At 63.3% G+C, this 25,313-nt stretch carries 22 protein-coding genes and 1 tRNA gene; 7 read left to right on the top strand and 16 right to left on the bottom strand.

Annotated elements, in window-relative coordinates; all coding sequences use genetic code 11:
• Positions 1–39 precede the first annotated feature (39 nt).
• Positions 40–852: a SipW-dependent-type signal peptide-containing protein gene (locus AC0QDI_RS03285; protein WP_474665194.1), complete on the bottom strand. Its 813-nt coding sequence runs from the start codon at positions 850–852 to the stop codon at positions 40–42.
• Positions 853–1,296: 444 nt separating this feature from the next.
• On the opposite strand from AC0QDI_RS03285, the gene AC0QDI_RS03290 reads away from it, so the two are divergent.
• The gene (locus tag AC0QDI_RS03290) at positions 1,297–1,779 is read left to right on the top strand and encodes a DUF7344 domain-containing protein (RefSeq protein WP_474665196.1); all 483 of its coding nucleotides are present in this window, start codon (positions 1,297–1,299) and stop codon (positions 1,777–1,779) included.
• Between the two features lie 486 nt (positions 1,780–2,265).
• Here AC0QDI_RS03290 and AC0QDI_RS03295 read toward each other — a convergent pair whose 3' ends face one another.
• Together AC0QDI_RS03295 and AC0QDI_RS03300 are read right to left on the bottom strand one after the other, a co-directional pair.
• Positions 2,266–2,907, bottom strand: a complete 642-nt coding sequence (locus tag AC0QDI_RS03295; RefSeq protein ID WP_474665197.1) for a DUF7344 domain-containing protein — start codon at positions 2,905–2,907, stop codon at positions 2,266–2,268.
• A 250-nt stretch (positions 2,908–3,157) separates the two neighbouring features.
• Positions 3,158–3,979, bottom strand: a complete 822-nt coding sequence (locus tag AC0QDI_RS03300) for a winged helix-turn-helix transcriptional regulator (RefSeq protein ID WP_474665199.1) — start codon at positions 3,977–3,979, stop codon at positions 3,158–3,160.
• A gap of 174 nt (positions 3,980–4,153) precedes the next feature.
• Here AC0QDI_RS03300 and AC0QDI_RS03305 point away from each other — a divergent pair, with 174 nt between their 5' ends.
• The gene (locus AC0QDI_RS03305; protein ID WP_474665201.1) at positions 4,154–5,272 is read left to right on the top strand and encodes a response regulator; all 1,119 of its coding nucleotides are present in this window, start codon (positions 4,154–4,156) and stop codon (positions 5,270–5,272) included.
• 53 nt (positions 5,273–5,325) lie between these two features.
• On the opposite strand, the gene AC0QDI_RS03310 is transcribed toward AC0QDI_RS03305, so the two are convergent.
• The 3 genes from AC0QDI_RS03310 to AC0QDI_RS03320 all read right to left on the bottom strand — a co-directional run bounded on the left by AC0QDI_RS03310 (position 5,326) and on the right by AC0QDI_RS03320 (position 8,686).
• Entirely contained in the window at positions 5,326–7,053 is a 1,728-nt protein-coding gene (locus AC0QDI_RS03310) for a sensor histidine kinase (protein WP_474665203.1), read from the bottom strand.
• Positions 7,054–8,305: 1,252 nt separating this feature from the next.
• A tRNA-Val gene (locus tag AC0QDI_RS03315) sits at positions 8,306–8,379 on the bottom strand.
• Positions 8,380–8,419: 40 nt separating this feature from the next.
• Entirely contained in the window at positions 8,420–8,686 is a 267-nt protein-coding gene (locus AC0QDI_RS03320; protein ID WP_474665205.1) for a DUF7553 family protein, read from the bottom strand.
• A gap of 498 nt (positions 8,687–9,184) precedes the next feature.
• Between AC0QDI_RS03320 and AC0QDI_RS03325 the strand changes: the two genes are divergently transcribed.
• On the top strand, positions 9,185–9,379 hold the full coding sequence (locus tag AC0QDI_RS03325) for a hypothetical protein (protein ID WP_474665206.1): 195 nt from the start codon (positions 9,185–9,187) through the stop codon (positions 9,377–9,379).
• A gap of 200 nt (positions 9,380–9,579) precedes the next feature.
• Here AC0QDI_RS03325 and AC0QDI_RS03330 read toward each other — a convergent pair whose 3' ends face one another.
• Complete coding sequence (locus tag AC0QDI_RS03330; protein ID WP_474665208.1) at positions 9,580–10,125, bottom strand: cob(I)yrinic acid a,c-diamide adenosyltransferase; 546 nt, start codon at positions 10,123–10,125, stop codon at positions 9,580–9,582.
• Positions 10,126–10,254: 129 nt separating this feature from the next.
• Here AC0QDI_RS03330 and AC0QDI_RS03335 point away from each other — a divergent pair, with 129 nt between their 5' ends.
• Positions 10,255–10,431 (top strand): DUF7838 family putative zinc beta-ribbon protein, encoded by a 177-nt coding sequence (locus tag AC0QDI_RS03335; RefSeq protein ID WP_474665210.1) that lies wholly within the window; start codon positions 10,255–10,257, stop codon positions 10,429–10,431.
• Positions 10,432–10,603: 172 nt separating this feature from the next.
• On the opposite strand, the gene gcvPB is transcribed toward AC0QDI_RS03335, so the two are convergent.
• Positions 10,604–12,136, bottom strand: a complete 1,533-nt coding sequence (gcvPB, locus tag AC0QDI_RS03340; RefSeq protein WP_474665212.1) for an aminomethyl-transferring glycine dehydrogenase subunit GcvPB — start codon at positions 12,134–12,136, stop codon at positions 10,604–10,606.
• Entirely contained in the window at positions 12,133–13,470 is a 1,338-nt protein-coding gene (gene gcvPA, locus AC0QDI_RS03345; RefSeq protein WP_474665214.1) for an aminomethyl-transferring glycine dehydrogenase subunit GcvPA, read from the bottom strand. The genes gcvPB and gcvPA overlap by 4 nt, the downstream gene beginning before the upstream one ends.
• 232 nt (positions 13,471–13,702) lie before the next feature.
• On the opposite strand from gcvPA, the gene AC0QDI_RS03350 reads away from it, so the two are divergent.
• Entirely contained in the window at positions 13,703–14,482 is a 780-nt protein-coding gene (locus AC0QDI_RS03350) for a DUF2270 domain-containing protein (protein ID WP_474665216.1), read from the top strand.
• Between the two features lie 16 nt (positions 14,483–14,498).
• Here AC0QDI_RS03350 and AC0QDI_RS03355 read toward each other — a convergent pair whose 3' ends face one another.
• The 5 genes from AC0QDI_RS03355 to AC0QDI_RS03375 all read right to left on the bottom strand — a co-directional run bounded on the left by AC0QDI_RS03355 (position 14,499) and on the right by AC0QDI_RS03375 (position 20,973).
• Positions 14,499–15,671, bottom strand: coding sequence for an AI-2E family transporter (locus AC0QDI_RS03355; protein WP_474665218.1), 1,173 nt, complete (start codon positions 15,669–15,671; stop codon positions 14,499–14,501).
• Between the two features lie 232 nt (positions 15,672–15,903).
• Positions 15,904–17,241 carry a hydroxymethylglutaryl-CoA synthase gene (gene hmgB, locus AC0QDI_RS03360; protein ID WP_474665220.1) on the bottom strand — a complete coding sequence of 446 codons (1,338 nt, stop codon included), beginning with the start codon at positions 17,239–17,241 and terminating at the stop codon, positions 15,904–15,906.
• 110 nt (positions 17,242–17,351) lie between these two features.
• Entirely contained in the window at positions 17,352–19,247 is a 1,896-nt protein-coding gene (locus AC0QDI_RS03365) for a COG1361 family protein (protein ID WP_474665222.1), read from the bottom strand.
• Between the two features lie 126 nt (positions 19,248–19,373).
• Positions 19,374–19,952, bottom strand: coding sequence for a DUF2150 family protein (locus tag AC0QDI_RS03370; protein WP_474665224.1), 579 nt, complete (start codon positions 19,950–19,952; stop codon positions 19,374–19,376).
• A gap of 169 nt (positions 19,953–20,121) precedes the next feature.
• Positions 20,122–20,973 carry a TatD family hydrolase gene (locus AC0QDI_RS03375; protein ID WP_474665226.1) on the bottom strand — a complete coding sequence of 284 codons (852 nt, stop codon included), beginning with the start codon at positions 20,971–20,973 and terminating at the stop codon, positions 20,122–20,124.
• A gap of 223 nt (positions 20,974–21,196) precedes the next feature.
• Here AC0QDI_RS03375 and AC0QDI_RS03380 point away from each other — a divergent pair, with 223 nt between their 5' ends.
• Both AC0QDI_RS03380 and AC0QDI_RS03385 read left to right on the top strand, forming a co-directional pair.
• Positions 21,197–22,768, top strand: a complete 1,572-nt coding sequence (locus tag AC0QDI_RS03380; RefSeq protein WP_474665228.1) for a Na+/H+ antiporter NhaC family protein — start codon at positions 21,197–21,199, stop codon at positions 22,766–22,768.
• Positions 22,765–23,037: a DUF7513 family protein gene (locus tag AC0QDI_RS03385; protein WP_474665230.1), complete on the top strand. Its 273-nt coding sequence runs from the start codon at positions 22,765–22,767 to the stop codon at positions 23,035–23,037. Before AC0QDI_RS03380 ends, AC0QDI_RS03385 begins: the two co-directional genes overlap by 4 nt.
• Positions 23,038–23,056: 19 nt before the next feature.
• Here AC0QDI_RS03385 and AC0QDI_RS03390 read toward each other — a convergent pair whose 3' ends face one another.
• Positions 23,057–23,527 (bottom strand): NYN domain-containing protein, encoded by a 471-nt coding sequence (locus AC0QDI_RS03390; protein WP_474665231.1) that lies wholly within the window; start codon positions 23,525–23,527, stop codon positions 23,057–23,059.
• A gap of 293 nt (positions 23,528–23,820) precedes the next feature.
• Positions 23,821–25,302: an aldehyde dehydrogenase family protein gene (locus tag AC0QDI_RS03395; protein WP_474665233.1), complete on the bottom strand. Its 1,482-nt coding sequence runs from the start codon at positions 25,300–25,302 to the stop codon at positions 23,821–23,823.
• Between the last annotated feature and the right edge of the window lie 11 nt (positions 25,303–25,313).

The following is a 25,313-nucleotide window of genomic DNA, read 5'->3' on the forward strand; positions in this document are numbered from 1 at the left end:
CACGTGGGTGAAGTGGTGCGTGATTGGGACGCGGTTCGATCAGCTACTGTACGGGTTGTTCGTGCCGTCGTTGTGACGCGACTGCTCCGCGTAGAAGCTGAATTCGAACTCGACCAGGTCGGTCTGGATTTCGTTGCCGACCTCGACCGGAATCTCCCAGTCGACGTACAGGCAGGGGTTCTCCGCGTCTTCGCCGCCGTCGAACGGTGCTTGCTCCCCCGCTTCGACGCCGTAGGCACCGTCGCCGTCGAGCAAGACGCCGTTCGACGCCGCGGCGAGCACCTCGGTGAGCGTTCCCTCGACGATCGCGTCGGTGGCCGGATCGTCGCCCTCGTAGTAGAGCGCGACTTCGATGCTGTCCGCGAGTTCGCCGGTTCCGTCCGGTTCGCCGGGATCGTTGACGTCCCCGTCGCTATCGGTCTCGGGTTCCGGTTCCGTGTACCCGTTCTCGTCGTTGGCAGTCAGCTCGCCATTGAGCCACAGGTACGCGGGGTTATCGATGATCCGGAAACAGAATTCCGCCCCGCCGCTGTCACCGGGCTTGACGTCGTCGAGCGTGAGTGAGACCGCATCGCCCTCCGCGACGTCGTCGCCGTTTTCGTCGACGACCTGCACGTCGCCGTTGATCGTTCCGCTCGTCCCGCCGGAACCGGCGCTTCCCTGATCGTAGGACAGTTCGTAGTCGACGAGCAAGTCGAGTTCGCCGGCGGTGAGCGTGTTGTCATCGAACGATTCCTCGTCGCTGAAGTACGCGGTCGTGCCGAGGCCGGCCCCCGCGGATGCGACGCCGATCACGCCGACGCCACCGAGGAGTTGCCGCCTGGACAGCGAGTGTATCTGTTTATCCGTCATGGTTGGTTCCCCGCCCGGTGTCCGCGATCGATTCCGTCGATTCGGCCCGGAGGGGCTGATTTATTCCACAGCCGTACACTCCTTATCTATGAGGTGCTTCGATGCCACTCAACGACCGATTCGAAGCGTTCTATCCCGGGTTCGGCGTCGCGAACGGGCGGTTTGATGGATCTAATCGGTCGTTATCCGGGGATAGTCGGACCGAACCGGGCGACGACCGACGGCGACGGCGCCGGTTTCGTCCCGGCCGACGGCCGACCGACTCAGTGAGGTATACCAGGTATACTCGAGCGCAGGTGCGCGGTCACGACCGGCAACACAGTCCTGCGATCCGGTATATCGCTCATACATACGGATCCCGGATCCACTCTCCCCACTAGCGGGGAGGGATACCGACAGATGTTATCGAGAACACTCGCAGTTCCGGAACGAGAGATTCATCAAGTGTTGAGCAGCGCACGCCGACGAGAAGCGCTCGAACAACTCAGAGGGGCGGGCGGTTCGATCACGGTTCGCGAACTCTCGGAACGGGTCGCGTCGGCGGAATCGGGCACGTCACCCGCCCCGCGAAACGTCCGCGAGAGCGTCTACAACTCGCTCCATCAAACGCACCTCCCGCGGCTGGACGAGCTCGGGGTCGTCGAGTACGACGACGATCGAAAGGTCGTCACGGCTCGAGACGGGGCGCGTCACATCTCGCTGTATATGGAAGTCGAGACCCCGGTCGGCCTCAGCTGGGCCGAATACTATCGGTCGCTCGGCGTCGTCGGTCTCTTCGCCGTCGTCGCGTCCCTGGGGGAGTTACCCGGCGTGGCGATCGTGGATCCGCTCCTCTGGGGGGTCGCGTTTCTCGTTCTCTTCGGATTCTCGACGGGCTATCAACTCTGGCAAAAACGCGGATCGCTACTGCGAATCCTTCGATCGTAGGCCCCTCTGATACGGACCGTTGTCAGTCCGTCCCGGAGCAACCGCGAACCGTCTCGCGATAGCACCGGGACATCGTTCCAACAGACCGTATAACTCGCCCGGCGGATCTCACTACCTCCCGCTGGACAGATCCTCGAGCAACGCCGTCCCGAAGTTATAGTACCGACTGCGGCGATGCACTCCCGTTCACCTCGCGGTTTTCGCTCCCGGCGATCGCTCACTCCGTTCGTTCACGGGTCACTTCGTTCTCCGTCTGCTCACGGGCACTCCGTGCTCGTTCGCACGGTTCGCGGGATCGAAGATCCCGCGATTCGCCGCGCGGTTCCCGCTCCCGACGGTCGCTCACGGCTCGCTTCGCTCACCGTTCGCCTCGCGGTTCTCGCTCACTCTGTTCGCTCCGAACCGCGCCGCTCCGAACCGCGCTCCAGCCGTGCGATCAGGTGTACAGGTAATTGCAGCGACCACGATACGAGTGAGCCTCGTTCGTCACCGGTCTCGACGCGCGTCGACGGCGTGGGCGCTCGAGACGAGTGCGAAGACGACCGCGACGAAGAACGCGACGGCGAATCCGGACCGGGAAACGATCGGTACCACTCCGGACCAGGCGAGACCGACACCGACCAGACAACAGGCCGCGACCGCGAGGGAGACGCTGTACCACGCGATACTGTCAGTGGCGACCGAGTCGAGATACGTCCCGAATCGTTCGGTCCGCTCAGTCCGTTCGATCAGCCCCCTGTCCCCGTCGTACTCGATAATACCCAAATCGTCCATCTTCTCCAGGTGCAACTGGTGGAGGGACGTGTACACTCGCTTTCGCTCCTTGTACGTCACGTCCTGAACCGAGGTGTCGTTCTCCCGAGCGGCAACGGAGGCGGCGAGCTCGCGGATCGGAACCGGTTCGCCCCCGTTCTCGTTCAGATACGTGATCGTGTGTCGACGCCGGCGGTTTGATAAAATCCCGAACACGTCATCGACTGACAGTGTCGACGATCCCTCCGCACCATCGCTCGACGTGGTCGACGCGTCCCCGTTCGTGTTTCGATCGTCGGTCGTCGACTCGGTTCGGTCTCCCGATCGCTCGTCCCGAGATCGCTCCGTCACCGGCTCGAGATGTGAACCTACCATTTTCCCTTTCCCTCGTGACAGTCACACGAATCGAAGCATACTAAACGCAAGCTAACCCGCCCGTAAGCTCGGAGGTGAGTCCAAGGTAAGTTACGACCTCGGGCGTCTCGCCCCCGATTGCGTATCGAACGACACAACCGACGACTACGTGCCGAACACGGGTGGAGAACCGCCGATGAGACGAACCGATACGAGCGTGGCGACCGTCACGAAAACCGCCGGTCGGCTCGTCGACGGGGACGTTCCCGCGTCAGTCGTCGACCGCCGCCTCGAGGGATTCGAGCCGAGAACGAGCCTCGAGGTACCGCGGATTCGACTTGAGCGTGTCTCGGGAGTACACCGACCGAAACAACGACAGTTTGGCGGTGACCGACGCCCGTTCGCGCTGTTCGTCGGATTCCCCGATCCGCCCTAACTGCGTCTCGATCGCCTCGATCGCGGTCTCCCGAACGATCGGTTTCCGGAGCACGTCGTCGCACTCGAGCGCGAGGAGATCGAACGTCGGTCGGTCACCGACGAGAGCGATCGTCCGACGGCGGTCGCCGACCGACTCGATCACGTCGTCGGGAGCCGCTCCCGGAAGTCCCAGTTCGAAGACGACGACGGTCGGTCCGTCTTCGAGGGCGGATTCGAGCGTTCGCCCGTCGGACGCACGCGCTACCTCGTACCGGTCGCTCAGCCACTCGCCGTACATGTCCAAAAGCCGCCGGTCACCGTCCGCGATCAGAACCGTCGGCGCGTTCGGTTCGAGGTGGCGCGTTCCCCACTCGGAGAGCGCGTCGAAGATCGGTTCCATATCTGCTCCGGCGCTCGTGAGCCGGTACTCGACCCGAAGCGGAGACTCGCTGATGACGGTCCGCTCGACCAGCTCCGCCTCGACGAGCGCCTCGAGCGTCTCGGAGAGGACTTTCCCAGAGATGTCGGGGATCACTTCCAGGAGATCATTGAATCCGCTGGGACCGTGATGGGTCAGCGCGACGACGACGACCGGATGCCATTTATTCGAGAGCAATGACAGGACATCGAGTGCCACGTGGAAATCGGCCGAGGCTTCGACCCGTGGTCGGCCCATACGTCTCGTTTCACCCCTAGCTATAAAATTGTTGTCCGAGTAAACAGTCACTAACGTATACATGGTTCAGATACTGATGCGACGACGGAATAGTCGAACATCCGTCAACCGCATTCGGAGACGAGTCGTGATCGCCTCTCGGAGATTTTCCGCTGGAGTCACGCGATCGGAGTTATGACTGCCGGGGACGAACGCGGCGTCGACCTCCTGCTGGTCGAGGACAACCCGGACGACGCCCAATTCGTCCAGCGGCTGGTGGTCAACTACCAGTCGGAGACCGAACCTCGAGAGACGACGGGGCCGCTCGTGATCGACGAACTCGATCGCGTCGATCGCCTCGGCGACGGACTCGATCGTGTGCAGCGACGGACGCCCGACGCGATCCTCCTCGATCTCATGCTGCCCGACAGCTCGGGGCTCGAGACGGTCGATCGGATGGTCGAGCACGCACCGGCGGTGCCGATCGTGGTGCTGACCGGGCACGACGAGGGCGATATCGGCGTCGAAGCGATCCAGCGCGGCGCTGAGGAGTATCTGGTCAAGGGAACGATCACCGCGACGGTGCTCGTTCGCACGCTCCGCTACGCCATCGAACGAAAGCGGAATCAGCGCGAACTCCTCGACCGAAACCATCGACTCGCGCTGTTGAACCGGATCATCAGAACGGACATCCGAAACGACGCGAGCATGATCGTCGGTCGGGGCGACCAGCTTCGGGACCGAGTCGACGCGAACGACGAAGCGGCTCTCGAGGCGTTGCTCGACGCGGCCGAGCACCTCGTCGAACTCACGGACACGTCAGCGGGCCTGATGGACGTCCTGTCGCCGGACGACCTGCAACGCGAGCCCCGCGATCTGAACGCGGTGCTCGACGCGGCGGTCACGCGAGTCCGACGGGAGTCCGACGCCCCGATCACGATCGACCGAACCGACGCGGTCGACGAGCCGATGACGGTCTACGGCTCGCCGATGCTCGAGTCGGCGTTCACGCACCTCCTGTCGACGGTCGTCGATCGCGCACACCGAGAATCGTCAGCCGTGAGCGTCAGCGTCGACGCATCGAACGACCGGGCGTCGGTGGCGATCGCCGGCGACGGGGTTCGGCTCCCCGACGCTCAGCGAGAACTATTCGTCGATCCGTCCTCCCGATACGAGGACGGAGCGAGGATGGGGATCGGACCGTATCTCGTCACGACCGTCATCGAAGACGTCGACGGCGAGATCGAAGTCGAGGACACCTGTGCCGCCGGAACGACGGTGACGACGACGTTCGAGCGGGTCGGCAGATCGTAGCGAAGCCGGCCGCTCGGAACCGGCCGCAGGGGCCGACGGTCCGCGAGTCGGCCTCACCACGACTCCGGCGTTCTCGTCCGTTCGCCATCGGGAATCGTGAACGCGATCTCGGTACCCTCCCCGGGTTCCGAATCGATCTCGATCGTCCCTCCGTGTTGTTCGACGATTTTCCTGCAGATCGCGAGCCCCATCCCGGTTCCCGACTCGGGGTCGGTGCCGGATCCCTGCGTGAAGAGATCGAAGACCCGGTCGAGTTCGTCGGGTTCGATCCCGCCACCGTCGTCGCGGACGCTGAACCGCCACGCATCGTCTCGTCGACTCGCCGTAACGCGAATCTCCGGTGAGCCGCTATCGGCGTGTGTCAGTGCGTTCTCCAGTAGATTCTGGAACAGTCGCCGGAGCAGGTGTTCGACGCCCGAAACGGTCGGCAGATCCCCGACGACGACGGTCGCGTTTCGCTCCTCGATCTCGAACCGAAGCGCCTCCAGAACGGCCGAGACGACCCGGTCGCAGTCGACCGACTCGAAGGCTGCCGCCGATGGCCCGATTCGGGAGTACCGTAACAACCCGGAGATCATCTCCTGCATGCGTCGATTGTTTCGCCGTGCGACCGCAATCAACTCCTCGCAGTCCTCGTCGACCGTCTCCTCGAGCGACTCGTCGAGCAATCGAAGGTAGTCTTCCGTCGTTCGTAACGGTGCCCGGAGGTCGTGGGAAATCGCCCCGGTAAACGCCTCGAGTTCGCGTTCCCGTCGACGTCGTTCGGTGACGTCCCTCAGGACGAGTACCCAACCGACGACGTCGTCGTGTCGTCGGAGCGGTTGGGACCGCACGTTGAGATACTCCGTTTGCCCGGCGTCCGAGGAAACCTCGACCGTCCGACTCGACGCGGTAGTCACGTCGAGCGCCGGCAGTTCAGCATCGGCCGGTCGGCCGACGATAGACGCCGACAGTCCGAGCAACGAGTACGCGGTCTCGTTCGCGTGAACGATTCGCTCGGCCGAGTCGAGAACGAGGACCCCGTCCGGAGAGCGTTCGACGACGGTCGAGTACGCGATCGGCGGGAGATCGAGGAGACGGTACCTGAACGTCGCGATTCCGAGGGCGATCGACGAAACTGCTGCCGTGGCGGGCACGAGGTTGACGCCGTCGTGGTCGAACGGTGCCACGCCGGCCGAGGTGAGGAAACTCGCGGTCATCGGCGTGACGATGGCGATCCCCAGCAGCGCTGCCTGCGGGAGATAGGAACGGCCGAGACGGACGGCTTCGTGGACGATGATTCCGAGCGCGAGCACTGCGAGGGTCAACACGTACACGTAACTGAGGACGACGTACGCGGGGCCGTTTTCCGCACGCCAGACGACTATCCCGTCGATCTCAACGATCCGCGTTTCGACGATAACGAGATCGTACGGATTCGTAAAGAGGAGCAGCAAGAACGCGACCGGAACGATAAATAACCCGACGACGACGCGGCGACGCAGCCAGTCCGTTCGATCGGTGTACGCGAGCGCGAAGAGGAGGAGCAGCGGGGCGATCAACTCGCTTCCGACGTACAGCAGTCTGTACAGCTGAAACTTCATTTCCGGGGTCGTACTCAGGAGTTTTATCGCGGAAAAGCCGGTCCAGATAGCCACTGCAACGTTCATCGTCCCGAATACGAGAAGTACCGGGCTGTGATCGTGTTCGCGTCGGCTCCTGAATGCGTACGCCCCCAGCCCGAGTGAGACGGCAGTAGCGAACAGGATCGGATAGGCGTAGACCGTGTGCTGCCACCCCATCACGTGCTGAAACGTTACTCGAGGAACATATAGGTACAGGTCGGACAGCGTGCTCTCTCCGACCGAGGCGGAGTGAGACGGTGTTCACGTCTCGAATCAGAGACTTCGGTGTGATTTCCGCTTTTCGTGGAACAGATCGCCCGCGGTGTGGTGTGACTACGGGTGATCCGGCGATGGTCGCGTCCCGGTATGTCGACGCGGCTATCAGGAAGGTACCTTCGGTACCCGAACGATTCCGAGGCGGGGGACAGGGGGTCCGGAACGGAGCAAAACCGCTGATACGGTCTGCTGTCTGTCAGTTCCCGCGCGACCGCGATCGGCCAGCGGTCGCGCCGGTAGGTCGGTACAGAAAACCGTCTGAAAGAACGGAATTACGCGCTTCACGCTGACGCGCGCTCGGCGCTCGAGTTCATCGGTTCAGTCCGAGCGCTGTCTCCGAGGAAACGGGCATCGAAATATCGCACGGGAAGCCGCGGGTCGCCAGTGCTAAGGCCCCTAACCAAACGGGGACCAGTCTTGTACATACAATACAATAAATATCGAATCAAAGCTGCCGCTCCACGTCTCCGTCTCCGAACGGCGAGCTACCGAGTTAGCTGCCACGTTCCCGTATTGAGTGGCCGAGAAACACGATCTCACGGACGCAGTGTTTCACGTCGATTGCTATGGTAACTACCTGCCAGCTCCCGAGTATGGGCGATCAGTCAACCCGATTACGTCGACCGAAGTCTCATCGAAGAGTGGTGGCAGACAGTGAAGGGAAGAGTTGACCGTATCCACAGTTCGCGGGTGGACACTCGAGCGAGCGGTAGATGTTAAATTGTATGAATAGAACACTATTACAACGACTGCGTCAGTCACGTAACGGATTGACGCCAGCCGAGGCACCAAATCAGACAGTACCGGCAAAAATAGTTCTACAACGTTGTCGTAGTTAATATTTGAATCGCCCACACGCACTCATCTGCCGACCAACCGCACGAAAAGTTCGATAAGCTCGGAATACCACTATTTTCTATCTCCTCCCAACTGAGTTCTCTTGAGGCCCGTTCTGCACCATTTCCCATACGCTACTCTGATGCACTATCTGATAGTATACCGTAGTCTTCGCGGGAGACCGTGACACTGCAACGGGGTCGACAAGATCCCTGTTGGATTGGTTATGTACTTTGCCGTCAGGTTTGTAGTGAACTTGTCGGTAGAGGGCGTGAATTCGGGAAAACCGGTCACTCGGAATCAGTCGAAAATTCGATGGGTTGGGGCGGATTTGAACCGCCGACTTCCTCCGTGTGAAGGAGGTATCATAACCAACTAGATCACCAACCCGCACGAGGGATTTCCCGTGCGTTTGACTTAAGGCTTCCTTTCAGCGGTCGTCCGCAGCCGCCCTCGAGCGGCCCACGCGGTCACGCGCGGAATCGAGCGCCCCGAAGGCCCTCGTTTCGGCTCGTCGCTCGAGGTCGGTCACGTCCTCGCGGACGCGGTCGACGCGGCCGGGTTCCGGGTCGCGCTCGCGGCCGAGAGCCGATCGGACCCGGTCCGTCACCTCGTCCGTCTGCTCCATCGCGCCGAGTCGAGCGTGCTCGGCGGCTCGTCGCAGGTAGTACAGGCTGTCGTGGAAGTGTTTGTTCATGTGGTTCTCTCCCATAGAGAGGCCGGACGAGAATATAGTTCTTTCGTAGACAACAGAATTCGAGCGTGCGGCACAACAGCGTCGGGACGGGGACTCTCGAGCCGGTGAGCGCGGTGCGAATCCGATTCGGCTCTCGAACGGCCGTGGGTCGTCCGCTCGAGTTCGAAGGCTTGCGTCCGAACGCTCGGAGTGTATGGGAACTCCAGTCCGAGCACCCAGTCTCGCACGGCTTCGCTCGACGACTCGGTTCCGACGATAACGAGCGTTGCACCCGATATCGGGCGCGTACGACCATCGTTCGTTCTAGTCACCGCCGGCGAGACGTAGGGGTGCGCGCTGAATATCGGTCTGTGATTCGTCCGAACGATCGAAATCGTCTCGACCGTCAGTAGCGGGTGCGTATTCACCGGAGCCCGGTCAGCGCGCCGTGGCGATCGGCGGCGAAATCCAATCTGTTTTGGAGGGCAGTTCAAGCAGACGGTCGTCGACTGGTAGAGTATGGCAACGAACGAGACGGCCGCTGGCTCCCGAGAGCGGAAACGGTTCATCGTGGAATGCAACGGCTGTGAGTACGAACGATCGGCAGACGGCCGCGAGGAAGCGACGCGAATCGGATCCGACCACCGACGAGAGACGGGACACGAACTCGTCGCTATCGAACTCCCACCGATGACCGAACCCGAGCGCTCATAGTCCCCGCCGTTCGTGGCCAAACTCGGGCCGCGATGGGACGATACAGAGTCGCGTCGATATCGAGTCCCAGAGCCGCCGTCTCGAGGCTAGTTATCGCGGAAATCGAAGCCGATTTGCTTCCCGTGTGCGCCTCTAGTAGCCACTGAAACGATTTACACACTGATCGTACAGTTGTCGCACGATCAGGTGTGCATTGATTTTCAGTAGCTACTAGAGTAGTCCGGCGCGTCCTCCGGTTCTCCGTCGCGAGCGTTGACCACGCGAGCGAACGTGAACAGCCCGTCCGAGAGCCGATTGAGGTACTGGACCGCGTCCTCGTTGATCTCCTCCTCGCCGGCGAGTGCGACCGCCCGCCGCTCCGCGCGTCGACAGACCGTGCGAGCGTGGTGAAGCGCCGCCCCGTGGTCGCTGCCGGTCGGAAGGATGAACGAGGTCAAGGGCTCGAGTTCGTCGTCGTACTCGTCGATCCAGTCCTCGACGATCTCGACGTGATCGGGACGGATCGCGGGGTCGTCCTCGTCCGGATCGGGATTCGCGAAGTCCGCCTGGACGACGTGGAGGTGGTTCTGGATCGCCGCCAGCCGATCGTCGATATCGTCGTGGCCGGTCGGTCGGATCGTGCCGAGCAGAGCGTTGAGTTCGTCGACGGTTCCGTAGGCCTCGATGCGGGCGCTGGACTTCGAGACGCGAGTCATGTCCCGAAGATCCGTCTGCCCGTCGTCGCCGCGACCGGTGTAGATCGACATGGTCGGATCGACGGCGGGATCGCACTTAACTTCCCTGTCACTCGACGCGCCGCGGTTCGCGTTCGCTCCGGAGGGACGGGGACTGCGGAAATCAGTACGTTAAACTCGCTTCGCTCACTACCATCACGTATGGCTCTGGAACTCGTCCACGAGTGTCCCGATTGCGGGGGCGAAAAGACGTTCTACCGCGCCGCCAGCACGACGCTCCACCTCGGGACGAAAGTCAAGTGGCACTGCCCCGACTGCGACTACGGCTTCGTCCGGATCGGCGACAACGGCACCGCCGTGGACTCGAGCACGGCATAGACTCGATTCTAAACCGATCGTCTCGACCCGCGTTTTCGTTCGAAACTTTTGCAGATGGTTCTGCCGTCGTAGAAACACTAGCGAGTCCCGTGACCGGCTGCCACAAATGGGGCGGGGATTCGATCGAATACCCGCACGGTGACCGAACGAGGACCGCGACCCGATCGATCGCTTACGAGTCGTCCGAAAGCGCCTGCCACGACAGCCGCGGATTCCGCGCGGCGCTCGTCTGGTCGATCCGACGGGCAGTAGTGCGTTCCGGCGCGGCCTCGAGCGTCGCATCGTCCTCGCCGGCGACCGCGTTGAACGCGGCGGCGAGTCGGTCGAGGGTGTCCTTGCTCTCGATTTCGGTCGGTTCGGTCATCAGGGCCTCGGGGACAATCTCGGGCCACTTGGTCGTCGGCGGGTGAACGCCGTAATCGAGCATCCGCTTTGCGACGTCGGCGGCGTCCTGTTCGCCGGCGCTGGCGACGAACTCGTGGTGGAACGGGCCGTAGGGAATATCGTACTCGATTTGCTCTGCGAGATAGTTCGCGTTGAGCACCGCGGAGGCGCTCGCGTCCGCGAGTCCCTCGTCGCCGAGACGAGCGATGTAGGCGAACGCCTTGAGGAGCACCAGCCAGTTGCCGTCGAACCCGTGGACCTTGCCGATCGTGTGTTCGGGATCGAACCGTTCGTAGACCGGATCGCCCCCTTTTGAACTCTCATCACGCTCGCGGACGCGCGGCGCGGGCAGAAACGGGGCGAGTTCCTCGACGACGCCGACCGGACCGGCACCCGGCCCGCCGCCGCCGTGGGGCGTCGCGAACGTCTTGTGGACGTTGTAGTGCATCACGTCGAAGCCCATGTCGCCCGGCCGAGCGCGGCCGAGCAGGGCGTTCAGGTTCGCCCCGTCGTAGTAGAGCAGGCCGCCGACGTCGTGGACCATCGACGCGATTTCGGTGATGTCGCGCTCGAACAGCCCGAGAGTGTTCGGGTTGGTCAGCATGAGCGCCGCGGTGCGCTCCGAGAGGGCGGCCTCGAGCGCCTCCAGATCGACCCGTCCCTCGTCGTCGCTGGGCAGGGAAACGACGTCGTAGCCGCCGAGCGCGGCGCTTGCGAAGTTGGTCCCGTGGGCGCTCTCCGGGATGATTACTTCGTCCCGGTGGCCCTCGTCGTTGTGTTCGTGGTACGCCGCTGCGACGCGGATCCCGACGAACTCGCCGGCCGCGCCGGCGGGCGGCTGGAGCGTCACCGCGTCCATCCCGCCGATCCGGCCGAGGTAGTCCTGCAGCCGGGAGAGGAGTTCGAGCGTCCCCTGAACGGACGCTTCGGACCGATCGGGGTGGACGGCCGCCGACGGCAGCGCCGCCACGTCCTCGGTGAACTTCGGGTTGTACTTCATCGTACACGACCCCAGCGGGTAGGGTCCGCTATCGATCCCGTAGATCATCTGCGAGAGCCGCGTGTAGTGGCGCGCCAGTTCGGGTTCGGAGAGCTCTGGCAGCTCGAGCGAGTCCCGCGTGAGGTCGTCGGAGAGCGGCGAACTGTCACCGTCGTCGGATCCAGCGTCGCCGCCGTCCGCGTCTCGTCCACCGATCTCGACGCACGTCAGGTCCTTCTCCGAGAGCAACGGTTCGTACTCGCCGTTCTCGACGTACCGGGCCTGGTCGTAGCGCGACTGTGCGGCGTCCGGTCCGTCTCCGTCGAATTGGTCTCCGCTCATCGTGCCACCTCCTCGAGGGCCTCGACGAATCGATCGATCCGGTCGTCGGAAACGCCGGCGATACAGACCTGAATCTCGTGGTCACCGAGGACGTGAACCGCGAAGCCGAGTCGCTCGAGGTCCTCGGCGACGGCCTGTGCAGGCTGGTCGACGCGGGCGACGAACTCCCGGACGTGGTGGCGGTCGTGGACCGGCGCTTTGACGCCGACGATGTCGTCGAGGCGCGCCGCGAGGTCCCGAGCTCGGGTGACGTCGCGTTTCGCGAGGTCGACCATCCCGGTCGGCCCGAGGACGGCGGCGTGTATCGCGGTCCGGAGCGCGACCCAAGCCTGGTTCGTACAGATATTGCTCGTCGCGCGTTCCCGGCGGATGTGCTGTTCGCGGGTCTGGAGGGTGAGCGTGAACGCACGCCGGTCGGTCGCGTCCTCGCTGACCCCGACCAGTCTGCCGGGAACCTGTCGCAGGTACTCCTCGCGCGTCGCGAAGAGACCGAGTCCCATTCCGTAGCTCGTCGGGAGGCCGAGCACGCTCGCGTCGCCGACGACGACGTCGGCACCGACGTCGACGGGCCGCTCGAGCAGGGACAGCGCGATCGGGTCCGAGCCGAGCGCGTAGAGCGCGTCGTTCTCGTCGGCGAGGTCGCCGACCGCCCCGAGGTGCTCCTCGATCGTCCCGCGCACGGTCGGGCTCTCGGCGTAGATCATCACGACCTCCTCGTCGACGGTCGCCTCGAGTCCCGCGAGGTCGACGTTTCCGTCGTCGATCGGATACTCCTCGACGGCGAGATCGGTACCGGCCACGTAGTTCTCGAGCGTGCTCCGCCGTTCCTCGCGCAGTAACTCGGGGACGAGCACGCGGTGGCCGGTCGTATCGCGGACGCGGTCGGCCAGCGTCGCGGCCTCGCCCAGCGCCGTCGCCGCGTCGTAGATCGAGCAGTTCGCGATTGCGAGGCCGGTCAGTTCGACCAGCAGCGACTGGTACTCGAACAGGGCCTGCAGGAACCCCTGGGAGATCTCGGGCTGGTACTGCGTGTACGACGTGAGAAACTCGGAGCGGTCCGCGAGGTGGTCGACCAACGACGGAACGTAGTAGCCGTAGTGGCCGCGTCCGAGCAGTTCGGTCACGTCGTCGTTGCGACCCAGAATAGACCGAACCAGCCGTCGCGTTTCCCGTTCCGTTCGCGCGTCGATGCCGAAGCGGTCCTCGAACGCGACGTCAGCCGGAATGTCGAAGAGGTCTTCGACGCTTCCCGCACCGACCGCCTCGAGCATCGCCGCGCGGTCCTCGTTCGTGTGGGGAGCGTACGGACTCCCCGTGGCGTGTGATCCGTGCATGATTAGCGGTGGTCCCGATCGATCGCTCCGGTCCGCCCCCACCCGCGTCGATTGCGTCGTTCGATCCGAGACACGATACGCGTCTCTAGCGGGCACGGGGTTATGAACGCACTCGTTTCGGACTGGCGGGCCGGTCGTCGCCGCCTCCGCGACCGTCGACCCACGACGCCCGCTCTCAACCCTGCAGGCGCTACACGGACCACTATACGCGACGCCGGTGTCGGAGGGTGGCATGGTCGACGCAGGCGACGAGACACGTGCGGACGAGAGCGAGACTCGAGACGGGGAACTCGAGGGAGACGGCGGAAAGGAACGGGACGCTCGAGACGGTCCGCTCGATCGCAGCGATCAAGAGATCGGGGCGGCGGCCGCGGGCGACACCGACTCGCTGCTCGGCGTGCTCCCCCACTTCTATCGCGGGGAAGTCAGTCAGGCCAACAGCGCCCAGGACCGGATCGATCGGACGACCGACTGGGCGATCACGCTCCTCGCCGCGTTGCTCTCGATCGTCTTCTCGAGTCGGAATATGCCCGCCTTCCTGCTCCTGATCGGGATGTTCGTCCTCTCGATTTTCCTGTTCTACGAGGTCCGCCGCTACCGGTTTTACGACCACTGGCGCGCCCGCGTCCGGTTCATCCAGGAGAACGTGTTCGCGAACGCCTTCGAGCCCGTCGGCGTCGAACATCCGGCCTGGCGCGAGGAGTTGAGCGACGATCTTCGGCACCCGACGTTCAAGGTGTCGACTCGGGAGGCCCTCTCTCGGCGCATTCGGCGCGTGTACGGGCTCCTGTTCGCGGTCGCAGGGGTCGGCTGGGCGTTCAAAGTCACGATGTTCACCCCGGAGCAACAGTGGACGGAAGCCGCCGAACTACCGGGGGTCCACGGTGCGATCGTGGCGGCAGTCCTCGGCCTCTTCTTCGCGAGCGTGATCGTACTCGGGCTGTGGCCCGGGGGACGGGAGGCGAAAGGGGAGATTCACGGCGTAAAACCCGGCGAGTGGAAAAACGAGTAACGGCGTCGGCGCTTCGTTACGAGTCGGAACGCGAGTCGTCGGGATCGGCCGCTGGCTCGATGTCGCCGCCCTCGTCCGACTCGGTTACGGAATCCGGTTCACCGGCCGACTCCGTGGGACCAGCGTCTCTTCCGTCGCCTTCAGTGACGGCGCCGGCGATCGGCTGCTCGGTACGCGCTCGAGCGAAGCAATCGATGGTGAGTTTCGCGCCGCCGAGGACGACCGGCCCGATGAACAGCCCGACGGCGCCGAATGCGATGAGGCCGCCGAAGATCCCCACGACGACGGTAGCGGAGTTGAAGGCGCTGGTATGGCCGATCAGTGCGGGACGCAGGTAGGAATCCGAGAACGTGACGAGCAGTCCGTAGATGGCCATCGCCGCGCCGGCGGTCGGCCGCCCCATCGCGACCAGGTAGGCCGCTGCCGGGATCCAGATCCCGAACGCGCCGACGAGCGGAAGCAGCGTCAGAACGAACGTCGCGACGGTGAGGAAGACGACGGCGGGGACGCCGGCGATCGCCAGCCCGACACCGAGCAGCACCGCCTGAATGGCCGCGACGGCGACGTTTCCGACGACGGAAGCCCACATGAGCTGATCAAGTCCCGTGCGAAGTTCGTCCGTAACCTCGTCGTCGATCGGTAACACCCACTGGAACCACGCGACGAGTCGGTCCCCGTCCCGCAAGAGGGCGAAGAGGACGAACAGCGTGACTGTCAGACCGATGAACATACTCGGTAAACTACCGACGAGACCGATCGCACCCGACGTGATCTCCTGAATGCCCGTCGCGATTCGCCCCTGATTCGACTCGTAGAGGTCCACGAGATCGACTGCGTACCCGTTCGTCTCGAGCATTCCCTCGATCGTTTCGACGTCGATCTCTCCCTGTCTGATAGACTCGACGACCCTGAGCGACTGTCGAACCGCGACCGAGATGACGTAGACGAGCGGGATCAACACGACGAGTAGCGTGGCGATCACCACCGTGATCGCCGCGAACGTCGGTCTGATATACTCCTCGAGTCGCCGCTGGACGGGCAGTAGAATGTACGCGAGAACGATGCCGAACAGGACGTATTGAAGATACGGGAGGAGAACGAACAGTGCGAGGAGACCACTGAGCAGCGCGAGCGCGGTCAGGCCGGGTCGCTCGACGATCCAGTCCGGAGGATCGGGACTGTCTGGCATGTGCGGGTATGCAATACCCCTATAAATTAGTCCACTGATATGATTCGCTAACAGTTTGGTTTCCGAGAACTCCGGAACAACTCACAGACGCTCCTCACGCTTCATAGCGAATGCGTAGTTCGGGCGAAGGCGTTACCACCGCAGCATCCGCGAGCGTAGCGAGCGGTTTGCGACGAGAGAGCATCGCTCTCTCGAACCATGAGGAATCCCGAGGCGGAAAAAGGTACGTTCGCTACTCCACGTATCGGTACTTCCGCTCGCCCATGCGGCCCCAGCCGTCGAAGACGAACTCCTCGGTGGGCGTCGTGAACTCCTCGACGTCGACGTCCATCTCGTGGTTGTGGGCGTCGTGGATCTCCTCGTAGTCATCCCACGACATCTCGTAGCGATCGGCGAGCTGTTCGTCGACGTTCAGGGCATCTATCTCCGCGGCCCACCCCTCTCGGATCGTCTCGGAGTGGATCTCCGCCTGTGCGCCGCTGCCGTAAGAGCCGATGAGCATCTTTTCGCCGGTCATCTCCCGGCCCTGCTCGCGAGCGTGTTTGAGGGCGCTCGCGCGGGCGACGTGGACGGAACCCGTGTACCAGTTGCCGACCTCGCGCGCGATGGTCAGGGTCGGATCGATCGTCGTGTCGTACCACTCCGCGTAGCGGTCGGTGTCCTTCAGGAGATCCATGTACTCCCGGAGCGCGTCGCGGTACTCCTCGTCGGAGTCGAACGCCTCTGGTCGGGGTTGTCGGCCGATTTCCTCGGCCAGTTCGTCCTCGATGTCCGTATTCCGGGTAATGTGGCGGAACGCGAGCAACGCCGCTTTCCGGACCATCCCCGGGAACGGCGTGTGGAACGGCGCGTAGACGAAGTCTTCCTCGTGGACCTCGCCCGCGACGCTCTCGTAGTCCTCGAGGGCCTCGCGCATCCGCGCGAGGTAGACCTGCACGGATCGTTTGCCGTCGACGGACGGGAACTGTTGGTTGGGCTTGAGGAAGTCCGTCTCGTCGGCCGAGCCGTAGCCCTGCTCGGCGGAGAGTTCGACGAGGTTCGGATCCTCGCTGATGAGCATCGCGACGGCTCCGGCCCCCTGGGTCGCCTCGCCGTCGTCACCGCGCGCGTAGAGTGCGGTGTCAGTCGCGATGACCAGCGCCGAGCGGCCGCGATTGCGGCCCGCGCGGATCCAGTTGTAGGCGTCGTCCAGGCTCTGGGTCCCCGCGATACAGGCGAACTTCCGCTCGCCTTTGTTCGCGTGATGGAAGTCGTCGTCGTACACCTGCTCGAGGCAGCCAGCGACGTACGTCGAAACCGGCTTCGAGTTGTCGAAGGCGCTCTCGGTCGCCACGTCGATTCGACCGATATCGGCCGGCTCGAGTCCTTTCCGTTCCATCAGTCGGTGGGCGGCGTTCGCCCCCATCGTGACGATGTCCTCGTAGCTATCGGGGAACGAACTCGCGTTGAGCCCGAGCCCTTTGGTGTACTTTTCCGGGGCTTCGCCCTTCTCCGGGGCGAACGTGCCGGGAAGGTCCAGTTTGAGGTTCCCGGTCCAGATCTCGACGGCGTCGATGCCGACTGCAGTCATGTCTCGTCAATACAGGTGATGGTACAAGGTATTGTCGTTCGGTGTTTCGACGATTGACGTAATAGTATGCTACTATTCGTCCTTCTATCACACAGACACGTATAATATAATTAATTTGGGGTTATCGTGCGAGTCACCGATTCGCTGTTTCCAGCGGTATCAAACACGGTGGTGATGATCGTATACTCAGAATCTCTATTATTACCAGTTGCTTGTAATCTAGTACTGACGGTACCTGTACCACCGTCGATACTATCGTCAGTGTGGCTATCGACGAGAGTGTTCGCCGTATCTCTCATTTCAAACTCGACTCGAGACAAATCGTTGTTTGGATCAGAAACACCTGTAGTGATATCGAACCGGTCGTTACCGGTTCCCGCGGCGCTGACCGTTATTTCATCGATAGATGGCGAATCTATCTCGAGAGTTATCTGTTCCTGTCCTATAGCGCCCGATTCGGTCTCATAACTAATCGTCATGTCCAGAGTCTGGCCACTCATATCAGTGACTGCGTACCAACCATCGGGTCTAAACGGCCCAATTTCTCCAATTGCAGTTTGACCGGGTTCGAACGGTTTCGTATGGGCGAATGGGTTGGAAGAATCTTTGCCAACCTGAATACCGTCGGTATCGGTGTTTGCGGTATCGACTTCTCCGATCACGCCGCCATCTGCCGTGAACAGGATTTCGCGACCCCCGCTAGCGTCATTAACGCGGGTCGGATTCGCAGGCCTGACATCATCGAGGGATATTTCGTCCAACGTTATCGTCTCATCGCCGTCGTTTTTGAGTTCGAATTCGACTCTGCTGTTGTCACTACCGGTCGATACCGGGTTGGAGGCTTCGAGATTTACGTCGGGAGCGTCGACGGAAATGGTTGCCACTGCCAGCCCGCCACCGCTTGAGACGAATACCTTTGCTTCGTCGCCGTCTGTTGCCTCAGCATCTATCGTCAGGTCGACAGTCACGTTCCCATTTTTGAACGTTGGATCAGGATCGAACGACGCATCGTCGATAACGCCGTCTGGATCCGAAAAGGAAAAGTCAGCCCGTCCGCCCTGTAGATCGGCGTACTCCTCGACACCGGCAGTCATCGTCACCGTGTTGGACGGTGCTCCTTTTACAGTTGTCTCACCACCGGAGACAGGGACATCGTTTCCAGCCACTGTTGCAGCCCTCCATTCCAGATTGAATCTCGTTCCATTTTGCTGTCCGGACGATGCTTCCTTCTCAGACCCGATATCGAAATCATCGCTACTCGTTGCCCCCTGACCGACACCAACGCGGGCGATCTCGAGGGTATACTCCCGCTGGAGTACGAGTTTTACTTCGTCGTCGGCCATCGTCTTCTGAACGGTAACCCCCGCGTTGTTCTCGAGTTCGCTTTCCCAGATCGCTTTCCGTTCAGTCGGAATCATAAGTTCTGACCCATCCTCTAGCGTTTTCGTCCGTGGCTCATCGAGGGGCTCGAGAGAAACTGATGTTACGCCAGACTGTGTCTCCGATAGATTGCCGTCGAGCAATATGAGCGTGATCCGTTCGTTTTGAACCAACTGTTGGGACCCGATCGAGACGTTTGCCCCATCATGTTGGTTGTACAGCAACGAGTGCTCGATGACAGTGCGCGGGGCATCGCTGTATTCGTTGTAGTCGGGTTCGTACGCGAGAAACCGCGTTTCGAACTCGGAGTTTTCCCCGTTTTTGGGATTGATACGAACTGTCGACGACGGAGTGACGGTCTCGAGGCTCCCAGTCGGCGCAGGTGGGTTCATCGAGAAGGTGCGAGTCGGATACTGCGTTCCAAGCGTGACGGATGCCGACTGCGACGTGTTCAGCATTCCTGCGTTCCGAACCATGTTTCGCAGTTCCTGTAGTTCGCCGTGGACCTGCTGGTTATGCTCGTACTCGAGTGCACTGTTTTCCGCAGGGACCGTGTTGACCTGATAGAGCGCGAGCGCGGCGAAAATAATAGCAAGCATCAGCACCGCCCCTATCTGGACGGTCACTGCACGCTCGTCTCTCCGCAATGACATAGCCGAGGATAGTCATGATAACGTAAACGTCTGGTGGCTACGGAACGGCGAACCCGTCGCCCGGAACAAATCTGCCGCTCGAGTCGCCGCGTATACTCGTTACTCGTCTTCTTCGACGACTTCCGGATCGCTCATCGCGCTCTGGAGGCTGTCGAGGCCGTTGATCCACTCCGTGACCAGTCCGTACTCGAGGTCCTCGGCGACGGTCATGTCGAGTTCGTTGCCGTCGATGATGAGCGTCCCGGCCTGGGCCGCGTAACCGAGTGCGGCGTCGAGGTCTTCTTCGGCCTCCGCGTCGGCCGCAGCGCCGAGATAGTCGCCGACACTGCCCTCGTCGGCGGGTCCGTTGGCGACGTACTCCTCGGCCGCGAAGAAGACGCAAACCAGACTCGTCTGGACGCCGTCGACGAGGATCAGCTTCTCCTCGTCCTCGATATTCACCTCACTGAGGACGATCTCACGAACGTCCGCGATCTCTCCGAGCGCATCCTCCTGATCGAGTTCGTCGTCGTCGTAGGCGGCGACGATCTTCGCGATCGCGATCGCCGTGTCGTCCTGCAGGTTGAGCAGGAGCCGCGCCGACGATTCGTCCTCTGGATCGATGTCTTCGTCTTTGATTCGACCGATCCAGTTCTGCCAACGTTCCTCCGAGTAGAACTCGGTCGGGGGATTGCTCATACAGACACCTACACCGGCCGCTTGAAATGCCTTTCTCTACACTAGCCACAGCGAGTGACTGTTTAGCAGGACCGAAAGAGTGCGAAATACCCGCCTACAGCCGGTCAGCTGACCCGCGAACGGATCCTCCCGCCGTTGGTTCCTCGAACGGTCAAACTGTAATCAGCGATTACTCCGGTCGCTCGAGCGTCGCTTCCGTGTCGATCCCGTAGACTCGCGTCGGCGTCTCGACGTGGGCGATGCGAACCGCGGTATCGTGCCCGTTCTCGAGCAGCCACCGAACCCGCCGCGGGACCGTCTTGGGCCCGAGGACGGCACCCGGCCGGTCCGGATCGTCGATGTAGTCGGTCTCCATCAGGAACGGCTCGCCGCGCTCGGCTGCGGTCTCGAGGCGATCCTTCTCGCACATCACGCTCGGCGTCGGCCCTTCGAGGCGGCCGCCCGCGTAGTGTTTCACGACGCGGTGGGCGGGCATGCCGGCGTCTTCGGCCCACTCCGCGACGGCCGTCAGGTCCTCGCTGGCCTCGGTGTGGAGCTGGACGGCGCACTCGAGGTCGGCCCCGTGGTCGAACGCGCGGCGCATGACCGCGTTCGAGGCGTCCCAGACGTCGTCGTCGACCTCGTAGTGTGGCCGGCCGGATTTCAGCGCTAGCGCCTCGCCCGACTCGACGTACTCGGCCGCGACATCGATTCCGGCCTGCATGAGGTCCCGGGCGTCCTCGGGCGTGAACCCGCGGTCGTCGACCAGCCGCGAAACGAGACCTGGGTGGACGCCGAGGACGGGCCACGCTCGGCCCGCGAGTTCGCTCGAGGCCTCGTCGACGATTTCGACGGTGCGCTCGAAGACCTCGCGGAAGTCCTCGCCGGTCTCGGCCTCGACGCCGAGATGCCAGGAGGGTTTGTTCACCACCAGCAGGTGGGTGCCGCCGACGCGGGCGAAGTCGCGGACGGCGTCGATGCCTCGGTGACTGTCCGGATCGAGGTGGAGGTGGTCGTCCAGCACCGGCGTCTCGTCGATCATACCCGATACTGGAGCCCCGCGCTCGAAAAGTCACTGATTTCCGGGCAGGGCGGCCGACGGACGTGGCTCGATCGCCGGAGAGATGTCGATCGGGACCGGCCATGCGTCGGCTATCCACCCGTGGGAGGTATCGGACGATGAGCGTCGGTGGTCGCACCTGTTGATAATAGTTATTATGGCGGCTGTAATTAGTGCCGCAATGTATCAATATGCGTGATCACGTATGAGCGACACTGGGGACGGGCCGGCCGGTGACGGCCCGGCGGATCAGTTCACACAGCCGGATCAAGAGAGCGGGCCGAGAGTCGAGTTCTACGGCGGCCGCGGGATGAGCGCGTTCCCGATCGCGTTTTTCATCGTCTGGGCCATCGTCCAGACCGCGCTCTGGCGGATCGGGGACACGGGCGGGCTCATCGTGGGCATCCTGGTCGGACTCATCGTCGGGATGTTCTTCGCCCGGGGTGACTGGAAGCACTACGCCAACACGATCTTCGAGGGGATGACCCAGCCCGTCGCGGTGACGGCGATCGTGGCGTGGATCTGGGCCGGCATGTTCGCCCAGTTGTTACAGGACGGCGGCTTCGTCGGCGGCCTCGTCTGGCTGGCCGACACCGCCGGCGTCGGTGCCGCCCTGTTCCCCGCGATCACGTTCGTTCTCGCCGCCGTCTTCACGACGGGGATCGGGACGGGATACGGCGCGACCGTCGCCTTCGTCGGGCTGTTCTTCCCCGCCGGCGTCTTGCTCGGTGCGAATCCCGTCCTGTTGTTCGGCGCGATCCTCTCGGGCGCGATCTTCGGCGACAACCTCGCGCCTGTTAGCGACACGACGATCGTCAGCGCGGTCACGCAGGACGCCGACATCGGCGGCGTCGTCGCCTCGAGATTCAAGTACGTCATCATCGCTGCGATCGTCGCCTTCCTCGGCTACGTCGTCGCCGGCGGGGCGATGGACGGCCTCGAGATCGGAGCCGAAGCCCAGGAGATCTTCCTCGAGGGAAGCGAGGCGATCGGCCTGATTCACGTCGTCTCGATGCTGGCCGTGATCGTCGCGGCGATCGCCGGCCGCCACATCGTCGAAGCCATCTCGTGGGGGATCGTCATCGCGGTCGCGTTCAACCTCGTTTTCGGTCTCGAGGGCCTCGGCGGCATCGTCATGTTCAACGCGCCGCCGGACGCGCCGCTGGCAGAGCCGTTGTCAGGCTTGCCGATCCTCACGGTCGTCGAGGACCCCGACGCGGTCGGCGTCGGCGGGAGCCTGATGAACGGCGTGGCCGGCTTCCTCGAACTGTCGATCCTGGTCTTGCTGATCATCGGCGCGGCTCAGATCATGATCCGCGGCGGCGCGTTCGAGGTGTTGCTCGAGTGGTCGATCGAGAACCTCGCGACGAACGTCCGCAACGCCGAACTCACGATGGTCGGCTCCGCGGCGCTGATCAACGCGATCATCACCATCAACACCGCGGCCGAGGTGGCGATCGGGCCCTACATCTCGAAGATCGGGGAGCGATTCAACCTGAACGGCTACCGGCGCGCGAACATCTTGGACGGCCAGACCGCCGCCCTGGGCTACATCTTCCCGTGGTCTGGCGGCGTGCTCGCCGGCTACAGCGCGATGCAGAACCTCCCCGACGAGTACGGCTGGTTCGAGCAGTCGATGCTCGTCACGCCGATCGACGTCGTCCCGTTCGTCTTCCAGGGCTGGCTGCTCGTCGCGGTGTTCGTCATCGCGGCGTTGACCGGGTTCGGCCGCGAGTACGTCATCGATCGCGAGAGCGAGGAGGTGGCGCGCGTATGAATTTCTTCGAGAAGTACCTCAAAGGCTGGCAGTTCCGTGCGAACCGGCCGACGCTCGATATCGGGTCCGAGATCGACATCTTCGTCGCGGAGACGAACGGGACCAGCGGCCGGGCGTACATCGGCGACACGGAACTGGTGATCGACGGCGCCGGGCCGGAGACGGTCGAGAAACAGGTGCGGGTCCGCGTGACCGAATTCGACGAGACGACGGCTACGGGCCGCGGCGAACTCCTCGAGATCGTCGGTGAGAGCTCCTACAGCGGCTGATTTCTCCAACCCCTCGCCGTCACGGCTCGAGCGTGACCGCTTCGTCGGCCGCGTTCCGAAGCGCGTCGGAGCGGCCGTGCGTCCCGGGCGCGATCGCGATCGTCTCCACGCCGACGGTACCCGCGTACTCGAGGACGGGTTTGAAGTCGGTATCTCTCGAGGCGATGGCGAGTCGGTCGATGGTGCCGTCGCCCGCGAGCGCGGTCGCGTCGACGGCGAGTTTGACGTCGACGTCGCCGCTGGTGACGATCACTTCGAAGCCGCGGGCTTCGGCGGCCTGAATGAGGCCGGGGGTCGCGTGTTCGTCGAGGTAGAGTCGGATGACGCCGACGCGGCCGAGTTCGCGGGCCGCGTCGCGCAGGTCGTCGAGGTCGACGTCGAACTCGTCGCGGAAGACGTTCGGCCCGTCGACGAAGAGGCCCACCGACGGTTCGGTGGAGGGCTGTCGGTCGCCGGAACGGGCGAGTCGGGCGCGAACGCGGTCGAACATACCCGTGCTTTCCGCGGCCGTGAGATAGATGTGACGAAACGCCGTGTGGGTCTTCAAACGGAGCATCCGGCGGAAAAGGAGACGGACGGAGCACCCTGCTATCGCGTCACCGATGAGGGCCACATCTACCCCACCGATTCGCTTCCTCGGTTCAGCGAAAAGAGCGGGCGCTAAGCCCCCGTTCTCGAGGAGCGAGGCGAAGCCGAGCGAGTCGGGCGGGGAAGACAGCGCCCGCACGACAGCGGCCCGCGGTTCATCGGTAGCTCACTTCGTTCGCCCTCGCTGCCGGTCGATCACTCGAAGACGAAGTAATCCCGTTCCTCGCCCTGGACCGAGATCCACTTCGGCTCCGTGAGTTCCCGGAGGATCCACTCGCCGTGGTACCGGCCGAGCCCCGATTGCTTGACCCCGCCGAAGGGAGCGTTGTGGTCCTCGTTGATCGGCTGGTCGTTGATGTGGACCATGCCGGCTTCGATGCGGTCGGCGAGGTCGCGGGCGCGATCCCCGTCCTCGCAGAAGACCGACGCCGAGAGGCCGTACTCGGTGTCGTTGGCCAGTTCGATCGCCTCCTCGTCGTCAGAGAAGGGGATCACGGGCGCGACGGGACCGAAGTGCTCGTTACAGGCCGTCGGCATGTCGTTCGTACAGTCCGAGAGGACGGTCGGCTCGACGAACAGGCCGTCGGCCTCGCCGCCGGTCTCGAGGGTGGCACCGGCCTCGAGCGTCCCGTCGATGAACTCGACCAGCTCGTCGCGCTGAGTCTCGTTCTGGACCGGGCCGAACGTCACGTCCTCGTTCTCGGAGGGGTCGCCGATCACGAGCGACTCGGCGTGGTCGACGAGCAAGTCGACGTACTCGTCGTACAGCGACTCGTGGACGAGGTGGCGGTTGATCGAGATGCAGACCTGTCCCTGATGGAAGAAGGAACCGAACGCGCCGGCGCGGGCGGCTCGCTCGAGGTCGGCCTCGTCGGTGACGACGAAGGGCGCGTTGCCCCCCAGCTCGAGGGCGGGCAACGCGAGGCTCTCGCCGGCGTTTTCGGCGACGCCCTTGCCGACGGCCGTCGAGCCGGTAAAGGAGATGACGCGCGGCGTCGGGTGGCCGGTCATCCGATCGCCGATCGCCGAGCCGCGGCCGGTGACGACGTTGACGACGCCGTCGGGGACGCCGGCCGCCTCGCAGAGCTTCGCGATGAGCAGCCCGCCGGTGATCGGGGTGTCCGTCGCCGGCTTCAGGACGACGGTGTTACCCAGCGCGATCGCGGGTGCGAGGGCCCGAAGCGAGAGGTGCAGCGGGAAGTTCCACGGCGAGATGATACCGACGACGCCGACCGGCTCGTGGACGATGTGATTGTCCTTGTCCTCGATCGACGAGGACGGCCGAACCTCCTCTTCGGGCGGCTCGAGCTCCAGCGCCATCTCCACGTCGCCGGTCGCGGTCGCGAACTCGCCCATCGCGCGGTAGCCCGGCGTTCCGGCCTCCGTCGCGAGCAGGCCGGCGATCTCCTCGAAGTGCGAGTTGAGTTCGTCCAGCAGGTTCTGGACGATCTCGTTGCGCTCCTCCCGAGGAGTCGCCGCCCAGTCGGATTGGGCGGCCTCGGCCGCCTCGTATGCGGCGTCGACGTCGGCTTCGGTTCCCGCCGGTACTTCCGTAAAGACTTCCTGTTTCGCCGGGTTCTCCACCGGAATCGTCTCACTGCCGGTGGCGTCACGCCACTCGCCGTCGATGTACAATTGATTCCAGTCGGCCCGTGGCTCGAGTTTCGGAGAACTCATTCGACGGCATC

This window comes from Natrinema sp. LJW11 (assembly GCF_056135975.1).